This is a genomic window from Streptomyces sp. D2-8 (assembly GCF_023184515.1).
Lineage (GTDB): Bacteria > Actinomycetota > Actinomycetes > Streptomycetales > Streptomycetaceae > Streptomyces.
The window spans coordinates 294,976-306,855 of the sequence record NZ_JAAHBP010000008.1 but is presented as its reverse complement, the minus strand read 5'-3'; the positions used below and the strand labels follow the sequence as shown (position 1 = coordinate 306,855).

The 11,880-nt window shown below is 70.6% G+C and carries 8 protein-coding genes; 5 read left to right on the top strand and 3 right to left on the bottom strand.

All coding sequences use genetic code 11. From position 1 onward, the window contains the following. The first annotated feature begins 75 nt into the window (after nucleotides 1–75). On the top strand, nucleotides 76–861 hold the full coding sequence (locus tag G3I77_RS17355) for a protein phosphatase 2C domain-containing protein (RefSeq protein ID WP_248504742.1): 786 nt from the start codon (nucleotides 76–78) through the stop codon (nucleotides 859–861). Between the two features lie 26 nt (nucleotides 862–887). Here the strand turns inward: G3I77_RS17355 and G3I77_RS17350 are convergent, their stop codons facing one another. From G3I77_RS17350 to G3I77_RS17340, 3 genes are all read right to left on the bottom strand, one after another. Next, nucleotides 888–1,379: a MarR family transcriptional regulator gene (locus G3I77_RS17350; RefSeq protein ID WP_248504740.1), complete on the bottom strand. Its 492-nt coding sequence runs from the start codon at nucleotides 1,377–1,379 to the stop codon at nucleotides 888–890. 216 nt (nucleotides 1,380–1,595) lie between these two features. After that, nucleotides 1,596–4,007 carry an endopeptidase La gene (lon, locus tag G3I77_RS17345; protein ID WP_248504738.1) on the bottom strand — a complete coding sequence of 804 codons (2,412 nt, stop codon included), beginning with the start codon at nucleotides 4,005–4,007 and terminating at the stop codon, nucleotides 1,596–1,598. Between the two features lie 106 nt (nucleotides 4,008–4,113). Continuing rightward, nucleotides 4,114–4,923: a rhomboid-like protein gene (locus tag G3I77_RS17340; RefSeq protein WP_248504967.1), complete on the bottom strand. Its 810-nt coding sequence runs from the start codon at nucleotides 4,921–4,923 to the stop codon at nucleotides 4,114–4,116. 170 nt (nucleotides 4,924–5,093) lie between these two features. On the opposite strand from G3I77_RS17340, the gene G3I77_RS17335 reads away from it, so the two are divergent. From G3I77_RS17335 to G3I77_RS17320, 4 genes are all read left to right on the top strand, one after another. Then, nucleotides 5,094–5,771 carry a spermidine synthase gene (locus tag G3I77_RS17335; RefSeq protein ID WP_248504736.1) on the top strand — a complete coding sequence of 226 codons (678 nt, stop codon included), beginning with the start codon at nucleotides 5,094–5,096 and terminating at the stop codon, nucleotides 5,769–5,771. 135 nt (nucleotides 5,772–5,906) lie between these two features. Next, nucleotides 5,907–6,647, top strand: a complete 741-nt coding sequence (locus G3I77_RS17330; RefSeq protein ID WP_030851757.1) for a response regulator transcription factor — start codon at nucleotides 5,907–5,909, stop codon at nucleotides 6,645–6,647. Beyond that, nucleotides 6,644–7,753 (top strand): HAMP domain-containing sensor histidine kinase, encoded by a 1,110-nt coding sequence (locus G3I77_RS17325; protein WP_248504734.1) that lies wholly within the window; start codon nucleotides 6,644–6,646, stop codon nucleotides 7,751–7,753. Before G3I77_RS17330 ends, G3I77_RS17325 begins: the two co-directional genes overlap by 4 nt. A gap of 282 nt (nucleotides 7,754–8,035) precedes the next feature. After that, nucleotides 8,036–11,851 carry a multifunctional oxoglutarate decarboxylase/oxoglutarate dehydrogenase thiamine pyrophosphate-binding subunit/dihydrolipoyllysine-residue succinyltransferase subunit gene (locus G3I77_RS17320; RefSeq protein ID WP_248504732.1) on the top strand — a complete coding sequence of 1,272 codons (3,816 nt, stop codon included), beginning with the start codon at nucleotides 8,036–8,038 and terminating at the stop codon, nucleotides 11,849–11,851. Nucleotides 11,852–11,880 lie beyond the last annotated feature (29 nt).

The window sequence follows — 11,880 nt, the reverse complement described above, 5'->3', positions numbered from 1 at the left end:
TGCGCGGCTGCGTCGATCCGGCAACCATGGCCAGCGTTTTGCGAACCTTGTGAAGGGCTCGTGCAGACTGGCTGGATGCGTACTGAACTCGCCTCGGAGCCGGGAGACTCCGACCGCCCCAACGAGGACTTCGCCGGTGTCGGACTACCGGCCTCGGGACAGGGCGGCTCGGTCGTCGTCCTGGACGGGGTCACACCGCCGAAGACCGGGACGGGCTGTCTGCATTCCGTCCCCTGGTTCACCGCACGCCTCGGTGGAGCACTGACCGAACTGACCGTTTCACTCCCGGATGTCCCCCTGGCCGACGCCTTGTCCCGTGCCATCGCGCGTACCTCCGAGGCACACGCCGCAACCTGTGACCTTTCTCACCCCAGGACGCCTCAGGCCACGGTGGTCGCGGCCCGCTGGACTCCGGACACGGTGGAGTACCTGGTCCTGTCGGACTCGGCTCTTCTCCTGGAGTCCCCGGACGGCCTGGTGACCCCGGTCCTCGACGACCGGCTGGCCCTGCTCCCCCGCTCGGCGCTGGCGACGGACGCGCTGGTGGACTCCACGCTCCGCAACATGGAGGGCGGTTTCTTCACGGCGGCCGCGGATCCCTCGGTGGCGGCCCGGGCGGTGGCCGGAACCGTGCCCCGCGACCAGGTCCGTGCCCTGGCCGCGCTGACGGACGGCGCGACCCGCTGGGTCGAGCGGTTCGAGGAGGGCGACTGGACCGACTGCCTCCACCTGATCCGCAAGGAGGGCCCGCAGGCACTGGTGGCCCGCGTCCGGGCGCTGGAGCGGTCGGACGACGCCGTGACGTTCCTGGGCCGGAGCAAGCGGCACGACGACGCGACGGCCGTGTACGTCGAGTTCTAGGGGCCGTCGCCGGCGGCTGCCCGGCCCTACTTCTCCATGCCGCGGTTGAGCTGGTTGAGCAGCCGGGCCAGTTCCGTGACCTCGCGGGAGTCCCAGTCGGCCAGGCGACCGGCGTAGCGGGCGCGGCGGGCCTCCCGGACCCGGCGGACGCGGTCGTGGCCCTCCTGGGTGAGGGCGACGAGCCAGGCGCGTCCGTCGGCGGGGTCGGGCTCGCGCGCGACCAGCCCGAGTTCCTCCAGGGCGCGCAGCTGGCGGGACATCGTCGCCTTGCCGACCCCGATGTAGGCGGCGAGCTCGGTGGCCCGCTGCGTTCCGCACTCGTCCAGCCGGACGAGCAGGCCGTACGCGGACGACTCCAGGTCCGGGTGGACCTCGCGGGCCATCTCGCCCTGGCTGGCCCGGGCGCGCCGCAGCAGCACGGTCAGCTCGCGCTCCAGCGCCAGGAAGGCAGGCTGGTCCACACCGCTTCCGGCCACACCGGCGTCGCGGTGTCCGTCGTCGTTGCCGCCCTCGTGCACGTCAGCCCCTGCCTCGGTCGTCGCCCGGTCCTGAGAATTCCGGTACTGGGATTTTCCGCCACCTGCCGCCATCACCGCAGTTCGGCAAGTATTCCGCAGGTCAGGGCGTCCGTGTCCACAGGGCCACCACACAGTGAAGGCCCGGGCCTCCTCACGAGAGCCCGGGCCTTCCCCTGTCCGGCCACCGCGGACGGAGCCCGCTGAGGGGCACCGTCGTCACGCCGCGACCGGAACCTCCGCCGCCCCGTTGGTCGCGGGCGCGAGCGCCAGCTCCAGGACCTGGCGGACGTCGGTCACGGCGTGGACGTCGAGCTTGTCCAGCACCTCGGCCGGGACGTCGTCCAGGTCGGGCTCGTTGCGCTTGGGGATGATCACCGTGGTGACCCCGGCCCGGTGCGCCGCGAGCAGCTTCTGCTTCACGCCGCCGATCGGCAGGACCCTCCCGGTCAGCGAGACCTCGCCGGTCATCGCCACGTCGGTGCGGACCAGCCGGCCGGACAGCAGGGACGCGAGGGCCGTGGTCATGGTGATGCCGGCGCTCGGGCCGTCCTTGGGGACCGCGCCCGCCGGGAAGTGGATGTGCACACCCCGGTCCTTGAGGTCGGCCACCGGCAGCTCCAGCTCGGCACCGCGGGAGCGCAGGAAGCTCAGCGCGATCTGCGCGGACTCCTTCATCACGTCGCCCAGCTGTCCGGTCAGGGTCAGCCCGGCCGCGCCCGTCTCCGGGTCGGCCAGCGACGCCTCGACGAACAGCACGTCGCCGCCCGCTCCGGTCACCGCGAGCCCGGTCGCCACGCCCGGCACGGACGTCCGCCGCTCGGCCGGGTCCTGGGCGGACTCGGGCACGTGGTGCGGCCGGCCGATCAGGTCGCGCAGGTCCTCGTCCCGGACGGTGAAGGGCAGCTTCCGCTCACCCAGTTCGTGCTGGGCGGCGACCTTGCGCAGCAGCCGTGCGATGGACCGCTCCAGGGTGCGCACGCCCGCCTCGCGCGTGTACTCGCCGGCGAGCTTGCGCAGCGCGCCCTCGTCGACGGTCACCTCGTCCTGGTCCAGCCCGGCCCGCTCCAGCTGGCGCGGGAGCAGGTGGTCGCGGGCGATGACGACCTTCTCGTCCTCGGTGTAGCCGTCCAGGCGGACGATCTCCATCCGGTCGGCCAGGGCCTCCGGGATCGCCTCCAGGACGTTGGCCGTGGCGAGGAAGACGACGTCCGACAGGTCCAGCTCGACCTCCAGGTAGTGGTCCCGGAAGGTGTGGTTCTGCGCCGGGTCGAGGACTTCGAGCAGGGCCGCGGCCGGGTCGCCGCGGAAGTCGGAGCCGACCTTGTCGATCTCGTCGAGGAGCACGACCGGGTTCATCGACCCGGCCTCCTTGATGGCCCGGACGACCCGGCCAGGCAGCGCGCCGACGTACGTACGCCGGTGGCCGCGGATCTCGGCCTCGTCCCGGACGCCGCCGAGGGCGACGCGGACGAACGTGCGGCCCATGGCGTGGGCGACGGACTCGCCCAGGCTGGTCTTGCCGACGCCGGGCGGCCCGACGAGCGCGAGCACGGCACCACCACGCCGCCCGCCGACCACGCCGAGGCCCCGGTCGTCACGCCGCTTGCGCACCGCCAGGTACTCGGTGATCCGCTCCTTCACGTCCTCCAGGCCGGAGTGCTCGGCGTCCAGAACGGCCTTGGCGCCCCGGATGTCGTACGCGTCCTCGGTGCGCTCGTTCCACGGCATCTCCAGGACCGTGTCGAGCCAGGTGCGGATCCAGGAGCCCTCGGGCGACTGGTCGGAGGACCGCTCCAGCTTGTCGACCTCCTTGAGGGCGGCCTGGCGGACCTTCTCGGGCAGGTCGGCGGCCTCCACGCGGGTGCGGTAGTCGTCGGACTCCTCGCCGTCCTGCTCGCCGTTCAGCTCACGCAACTCCTTGCGGACGGCTTCCAGCTGACGCCGCAGCAGGAACTCGCGCTGCTGCTTGTCGACGCCCTCCTGGACGTCCTTGGCGATGGACTCGGCCACGTCCTGCTCGGCGAGGTGGTCGCGCAGTTGCTGGGTGGCGAGCTTCAGCCGGGCCACCGGGTCGGCGGTCTCCAGCAGTTCGACCTTCTGGTCGGTGGTGAGGAACGGCGAGTAGCCGGAGTTGTCGGCGAGCGCCGAGACGTCGTCGATGGCCTGGACCCGGTCGACGACCTGCCAGGCGCCGCGCTTGCGCAGCCAGGCGGTGGCGAGGGCCTTGTACTCCTTGACCAGTTCGGCGGTCTGCCCGGGCAACGGCTCCGGGACGGTCTTGTCGACGCTGGTGCCCTCGACCCAGAGTGCGGCACCGGGACCGGTCGTCCCCGCGCCGATGCGCACCCGGCTCCGGCCGCGGATCAGGGCGCCCGGGTCGCCGTCGGCGAGCCGGCCGACCTGCTCGACGGTGCCGAGGACACCGGTGTGCGCGTAGGTCCCGTCGATGCGTGGCACCAGGAGTACCCGGGGCTTTCCGGGCGTTGACCGGGCAGCGGCCTGAGCGGCCTCCACCGCGGCGCGGACCTCGGAGTCGCTCAGGTCCAGCGGGACCACCATCCCCGGCAGCACGACCTCGCCGTCGAGCGGCAGCACGGGCAGGGTGAGCGGTGTGGACGTCGAAGCCATGATCTCCCCTTCGGCAGTCAAGTTGAGCTATGCCGACTCAATGCTCGGGAGAGGCCGGATGTTCCCAGGGGGTGTTCGCTGTGAGCGATCTAAGACAAGAGGGGCGTTACGCCTGATGGGCGGCCTGGAGGAGACGCCGGCCGTCGCGCCACCGCCGGACCAGGGGCCAGGTCGCCACACCGATCACCAGGGCGATGAGGTGCCCCCAGTTCGTCATCGGGTCGGTGAAGGCGAGCAGGTCCTGGAGCAGCATCCAGCCGAAGCCGGCCAGCAGCGGCAGGCGCAGCCACAGCGGCAGCAGACCGGCCAGGGCGCCGATGCCGGCGGCGACGCCGAAGCTGACGCCGTAGTCCAGGCGGTGCAGGGAGCTGCCGGGGAGGTGCCCGGCCAGGACGGCGAGACCCACCGGGACCTCGGTCGCGAGGGTGGCCGCCACATGTCCCAGGAGGAAGACACCGGCTGTGCGCACACCCCCGATCCGCCGCTCCAGCGCGGCAAGCACCAGCACGAAGGCGATGGCGAACGGCGAGGTCACCCCGCCCGCGACCCACAGCGCGCTGCCGATCAGCACCAGCCCGGGCGTGCGCACCAGGTGCGTCACATCCGTGCTGGAGCCCTGGAGGAGGGCGTGCACGAGGGCCGGGTCCGCGTACGCGGAGATCAGCGAGGTGAGGCAGAGGACGATCGCGTATCCGAAGGTGAACGGCGTTCCCGTGGGGGTGGGCAGCAGCCACCAGGGGCGGAGCTTCTGCGGCCGGGGCTCCGCCGCCGGAACGGGCTCCCACCCTCCCGCGACCGCCGTCGCGCGCGGACCGCGCTGCCGCGGCACCCCGTCCAGCAGCCCCGGCACGTCGGAGACGGGCGCGCCCGCCGGCGCCGGTGCGGCCGTCTCGTGGGGCGGCGCGGTGCGTTCCACCACGGGCGCTCCTTCCGTCGCGTCCCAGCCTTCGCCCCGGACAGCCCCTCTGTCTGTGACCAGCGCCACGCGAGAGCCGATGCACAGCAACCCGAAAGCCTCGCCCCGCGTCCCACAGGGCGAGGCGAAATGCCGCGCGCCACACCCCCCTCCCCTGCCAGGATGCCCCCATGCCTACCTCGTACGACATTCCCGATGTACTGGACCGTCGCGAGGGCCCGCACGGTGAAGTGGTGCTGCGGCGGCACGGTGACCGGCTGGAGATCATCGCCAACGGCTGTTTCCTGATGGACACCTCCGACGGCCGTTCGGAGCGGCGGCTGGTCGACGCGGCACTGGACGCCCTGGCCGGACGCGACCGCCCCGACGTCCTGATCGGCGGGCTCGGCGTCGGCTTCTCCCTCGCGCACGCCGCCGCGGACCCGCGCTGGGGGCGGATCACGGTGGTGGAGCGCGAGCCCGCGATTGTCGAATGGCATCTCGACGGCCCGCTCTCCGCGCTCTCCGCCCGAGCCCTGTCGGACCCCCGCGCGAAAATCGTCGAAGCCGATCTCGTCGCACACGTCAATGAGACATCCGACACGTACGACGCCCTGTGCCTCGACATCGACAACGGCCCCGGCTGGACCGTCACGGAGGGCAACGGAAATCTCTACCGGCAGGCCGGACTGGCAAGCTGCGCAAGGGTGTTGAGACCCGGCGGGGTTCTCGCTGTCTGGTCCGCCCAGCCGTCTCCGGAATTCGAAGAAACCTTGCGGAATGCCGGGTTCCAACAGGTGCGTACCGAAGAGATCCCGGTTGCCCGGGGCGTGCCGGACGTCGTGCACCTCGGCATCCGCCCTGGATAGCAAAGGTGTGCTGACTCCCCGTACGCTGCTCCTCTGACGCCGATCATTCAAGCGTCAATCGCAACCATGCGCAGGCATAGCCAGTCAGAAGGAATCACCCCACTGATTCCGGAAAGCACACCCCAGGGGCGGGCGATGGAGCAGACACAGACCTCCCACAACGGTTCGGCGACGGCTACTCCGGGCGCACAGCGCCGGGTCCTGGTGGTCGAGGACGACGCGACGATCGTGGACGCCATCGCGACCCGCCTGCGGGCCGAGGGATTCCTCGTGCAGACAGCGGGTGACGGACCGGCCGCGGTCGACACGGCCGAGGCCTGGCAGCCCGACCTGCTGATCCTCGACATCATGCTGCCCGGCTTCGACGGCCTGGAGGTCTGCCGGCGCGTGCAGGCCGCCCGCCCGGTGCCGGTGATGATGCTCACCGCGCGCGACGACGAGACCGACATGCTGGTCGGCCTCGGTGTCGGCGCCGACGACTACATGACCAAGCCGTTCTCCATGCGGGAGCTGGCGGCGCGCGTGCACGTCCTGCTGCGCCGGGTGGAGCGGGCCGCCATCGCGGCGGCCACCCCCCGCTCCGGCATCCTGCGTCTCGGTGAGCTGGAGATCGACCACGCGCAGCGCCGGGTCCGGGTGCGCAGCGAAGACGTCCACCTGACGCCCACCGAGTTCGACCTGCTGGTGTGCCTGGCGAACACCCCGCGTGCGGTGCTCTCCCGTGAGCAGCTGCTCGCCGAGGTCTGGGACTGGGCGGACGCCTCCGGCACCCGCACGGTCGACAGCCACATCAAGGCGCTGCGCCGGAAGATCGGCGCCGAGCGGATCCGCACGGTGCACGGCGTCGGATACGCCCTGGAGACCCCGACGCCATGAGCGGTGGGCCGGCCGGACGGAGAATCCCCGGGGAGCCGGATCCCTGGGGCGGGGTGAGCCCGTTCTCGATCAAGACCAAGCTGGGCGCGCTGGTCGTCATCTCGGTGCTGATCACCACCGGCCTGTCGGTGATCGCGGTGCACACCCAGACGGAGCTGCGCTTCATCACGGTCTTCTCGATGATCGCCACACTTCTCATCACGCAGTTCGTGGCCCATTCGCTCACGGCGCCGCTGGACGAGATGACCGCGGTGGCCCGTTCCATCTCGCAGGGCGACTACACCCGCCGGACGCGGGAGAACCGCCGTGACGAGCTGGGCGACCTGGCCGTGACGATCAACGCCATGGCCGACGAGCTGGAGGCCCAGGACCGCCAGCGCAAGGAACTCGTGGCGAATGTCTCCCACGAGCTGCGCACGCCCATCGCGGGTCTGCGCGCGGTGCTGGAGAACATCGTCGACGGTGTCACGCAGGCCGACCCGGAGACGATGCGCACGGCGCTGAAGCAGACCGAGCGCCTCGGGCGGCTGGTGGAGACGCTGCTGGACCTGTCCCGGCTGGACAACGGCGTCGTTCCGCTGAAACAGCGGCGGTTCGAGGTGTGGCCGTATCTGTCCGGCGTGCTGAAGGAGGCCAACATGGTCGCCTCCGTGCGCGCGGGCATCGCCACCGGCTCGGGCAGTCACACCCGTACGGACGTCCATCTGCACCTCGACGTCTCCCCGCCGGAGTTGACGGCGCACGCCGACCCGGAGCGCATCCACCAGGTCGTCGCCAATCTCATCGACAACGCGGTCAAGCACAGCCCGCCGCACGGCCGCGTGACGGTCAAGGCGCGGCGCGGCGCCCTGCCGGAGTCGCTGGAACTGGAAGTTCTGGACGAGGGCCCCGGCATTCCGAAGTCCGAGTGGCACCGCGTCTTCGAGCGGTTCAACCGCGGCAGCGCCAAGCGGCAGGGGCCGGGCAGCGACGGCGGCACGGGTCTCGGCCTGGCGATCGCCCGCTGGGCGGTGGACCTGCACGGGGGCCGGATCGGAGTGGCTGAATCCGAGCGAGGTTGCCGGATTCTTGTCACTCTTCCGGGACTGTCATCCGTGCCAAGTTGACGTAAAGTTCGAACCGGAGCCACAAGATCCACGGGCGTCCGCGCTGACGGACACGTGTGATCAGGCACAGGCCCGCGCCATCGGCGCCCGGGGGCCCTGCCCCGCTCTTCCCTCGTTAAGCGGAACCACGCTTGTTTCCCGCCATTTCAAGCCCCGAAACACAGTTCCAGATGTGACTTGCACGACGTTGCATGGGCCCGACCTGACCTTCCCCGTCCAGGGGGCGTAGCCTTGATTCCCGCTGTCCATCATCTTGTGAAGCGGAAGAGGGCGGTTGCCGCCGTGTCGCCACAGTCCCCCAGTAACTCGAGCATCTCGACCGACACCGACCAAGCGGGGAAGAACCCTGCCGCGTCGTTCGGTGCCAACGAGTGGCTCGTCGACGAGATCTATCAGCAGTACCTCCAGGACCCGAATTCGGTAGACCGAGCCTGGTGGGACTTCTTCGCCGACTACAAGCCAGGGGCGGCCGCCGCCCCGGCTCCGGCGGGTACCGCGGCCGCGGGGGCCGCGGAGACCACCACCGCTCCGGCGGCCGCTCCGGCCGCCCCCGCCCAGGCCCCCGCCCCGGTGGCCGAGAAGCCCGCCGCCGCGCCGGCCCCCGCCTCGGCTCCGGCCCAGGCGAAGCCCGCCGCACAGGCCCCGGCTCAGGCCCCCGCTCCGGCGCAGGCCGCCCCGGCGGCGAAGCCGGCCGCCGCGAAGAAGGCCGAGCCCGCCGGCGAGGCCCCCTCGGGCCCCGAGCAGGTCGTGCTGCGCGGTCCCGCCGCCGCGGTCGCGAAGAACATGAACGCCTCCCTGGAGGTGCCCACGGCCACGTCCGTGCGCGCGGTCCCGGTGAAGCTGCTCTTCGACAACCGCATCGTCATCAACAACCACCTGAAGCGCGCCCGGGGCGGGAAGATCTCCTTCACGCACCTGATCGGCTACGCGATGGTGCAGGCCATCAAGGCCATGCCGTCGATGAACTACTCCTTCGCGGAGAAGGACGGCAAGCCGACCCTGGTCAAGCCGGAGCACGTCAACTTCGGCCTCGCCATCGACCTGGTCAAGCCCAACGGCGACCGCCAGCTCGTGGTCGCGGGCATCAAGAAGGCCGAGACGCTGAACTTCTTCGAGTTCTGGCAGGCCTACGAGGACATCGTCCGCCGCGCCCGCGACGGCAAGCTGGGCATGGACGACTTCACCGGCGTGACGGTCTCCCTGACCAACCCCGGCGGCCTCGGCACCGTCCACTCCGTGCCGCGTCTGATGCCCGGCCAGTCGGTGATCATGGGCGTCGGCTCCATGGACTACCCGGCCGAGTTCCAGGGCACCTCCCAGGACACCCTGAACAAGCTCGGCATCTCGAAGGTCATGACGCTCACGTCGACCTACGACCACCGGGTGATCCAGGGCGCCGCCTCCGGCGAGTTCCTGCGGATCGTCGCCAACCTCCTCCTCGGTGAGAACGGCTTCTACGACGACATCTTCGAGGCGCTGCGCATCCCCTACGAGCCGGTCCGCTGGCTCAAGGACATCGACGCGTCGCACGACGACGACGTCACGAAGGCCGCCCGCGTCTTCGAGCTGATCCACTCCTACCGGGTCCGCGGCCACGTCATGGCCGACACCGACCCGCTGGAGTACCAGCAGCGCAAGCACCCCGACCTGGACATCACGGAGCACGGGCTCACCCTGTGGGACCTGGAGCGCGAGTTCGCCGTCGGCGGATTCGCCGGCAAGTCCCTGATGAAGCTGCGCGACATCCTCGGCGTGCTGCGCGACTCGTACTGCCGCACCACCGGCGTCGAGTTCATGCACATCCAGGACCCGAAGCAGCGCAAGTGGATCCAGGACCGCATCGAGCGCTCGCACACCAAGCCGGAGCGTGAGGAGCAGCTGCGCATCCTGCGCCGGCTGAACGCCGCCGAGGCCTTCGAGACCTTCCTTCAGACGAAGTACGTCGGCCAGAAGCGCTTCTCCCTGGAGGGCGGCGAGTCCGTCATCCCGCTGCTGGACGCCGTGCTGGACTCGGCCGCCGAGTCCCGCCTGGACGAGGTCGTCGTCGGCATGGCCCACCGCGGCCGGCTGAACGTCCTCGCCAACATCGTCGGCAAGTCGTACGCGCAGATCTTCCGCGAGTTCGAGGGCAACCTCGACCCGAAGTCGATGCACGGCTCCGGCGACGTGAAGTACCACCTGGGCGCCGAGGGCACCTTCACCGGTCTCGACGGCGAGCAGATCAAGGTCTCCCTGGTCGCGAACCCCTCGCACCTGGAGGCGGTGGACCCGGTCCTGGAGGGCGTCTCGCGCGCCAAGCAGGACATCATCAACAAGGGCGGCACGGACTTCACCGTCCTGCCGGTGGCGATCCACGGCGACGCGGCCTTCGCGGGCCAGGGCGTGGTGGCCGAGACCCTGAACATGTCGCAGCTGCGCGGCTACCGCACCGGCGGCACGGTCCACATCGTCATCAACAACCAGGTCGGCTTCACCGCGGCCCCCGAGTCCTCGCGTTCCTCCATGTACGCGACGGACGTGGCCCGCATGATCGAGGCCCCGATCTTCCACGTGAACGGCGACGACCCGGAGGCCGTGGTCCGCGTCGCGCGGCTCGCCTTCGAGTTCCGCCAGGCGTTCAACAAGGACGTGGTGATCGACCTCATCTGCTACCGCCGCCGCGGTCACAACGAGTCGGACAACCCGGCCTTCACCCAGCCGCTGATGTACGACCTGATCGACAAGAAGCGCTCGGTGCGCAAGCTCTACACCGAGTCCCTCATCGGTCGCGGCGACATCACCCTGGAAGAGGCCGAGCAGGCGCTGCAGGACTACCAGGGCCAGCTGGAGAAGGTCTTCACGGAGGTCCGTGAGGCCACGTCCCAGCCGGCGACGGTCGAGTCCTCGGACCCGCAGGCCGAGTTCCCGGTCGCCGTGAACACCGCGGTGACCACGGAGGTCGTCAAGCGGATCGCCGAGTCCCAGGTCAACATCCCCGACAACATCACCGTCCACCCGCGTCTGCTGCCGCAGTTGCAGCGCCGGGCGTCGATGGTCGAGGACGGCACCATCGACTGGGGCATGGGCGAGACCCTCGCGGTCGGCTCCCTCCTGCTGGAGGGCGTCCCGGTCCGTCTGGCCGGCCAGGACTCGCAGCGCGGTACGTTCGGCCAGCGCCACGCGGTCATCATCGACCGCAGCACCGGCGAGGAGTACACGCCGCTTCAGTACCTCTCCGAGGACCAGGCGCGGCTCAACGTCTACAACTCCCTCCTCTCCGAGTACGCCGCGATGGGCTTCGAGTACGGCTACTCGCTGGCCCGCCCCGAGGCGCTCGTGATGTGGGAGGCGCAGTTCGGCGACTTCGTCAACGGCGCGCAGACGGTCGTGGACGAGTTCATCTCGTCGGCCGAGCAGAAGTGGGCCCAGACGTCCGGAGTCGTCCTGCTCCTGCCGCACGGCTACGAGGGCCAGGGCCCGGACCACTCCTCGGCCCGCCCGGAGCGCTTCCTCCAGATGTGCGCCCAGAACAACATGACGGTCGCCATGCCGACGTCGCCGTCGAACTACTTCCACCTCCTGCGGTGGCAGGTGCACAACCCGCACCACAAGCCGCTGGTGGTCTTCACGCCGAAGTCGATGCTGCGCCTGAAGGCGGCGGCGGCCAAGGCGGAGGAGTTCACGACGGGCCAGTTCCAGCCGGTCATCGGCGACGCGTCGGTGGACGCGGCCGCGGTCAAGAAGGTCGTCTTCTGCGCCGGCAAGGTCTACTACGACCTCGAGGCCGAGCGTCAGAAGCGCGGCGTCACGGACACGGCGATCATCCGCATCGAGCGCCTGTACCCGCTGCCGGGTACCGAGCTCCAGGCGGAGATCAAGAAGTACCCGAACGCCGAGAAGTACCTGTGGGCCCAGGAGGAGCCGGCGAACCAGGGTGCCTGGCCGTTCATCGCGCTCAACCTGATCGACCACCTGGACCTGGCGGTCGGCGCGGAGGTCCCGCACGGCGAGCGACTGCGGCGCATCTCCCGCCCGCACGGCTCGTCCCCGGCGGTGGGCTCCGCGAAGCGGCACCAGGCCGAGCAGGAGCAGCTGGTGCGTGAGGTGTTCGAGGCGTAAACCGCCCTCGCGTGTCCCGCGTGCCCGGG

Bases quoted from the DNA above. Each gene is read 5' to 3' on its own strand.
- G3I77_RS17355 (WP_248504742.1), top strand. From the start codon at position 76: ATGCGTACTGAACTCGCCTCGGAGCCGGGAGACTCCGACCGCCCCAAC.
- lon (WP_248504738.1), bottom strand. From the start codon at position 4,007: ATGGCTTCGACGTCCACACCGCTCACCCTGCCCGTGCTGCCGCTCGAC.
- G3I77_RS17335 (WP_248504736.1), top strand. From the start codon at position 5,094: ATGCCTACCTCGTACGACATTCCCGATGTACTGGACCGTCGCGAGGGC.
- G3I77_RS17330 (WP_030851757.1), top strand. From the start codon at position 5,907: ATGGAGCAGACACAGACCTCCCACAACGGTTCGGCGACGGCTACTCCG.
- G3I77_RS17325 (WP_248504734.1), top strand. From the start codon at position 6,644: ATGAGCGGTGGGCCGGCCGGACGGAGAATCCCCGGGGAGCCGGATCCC.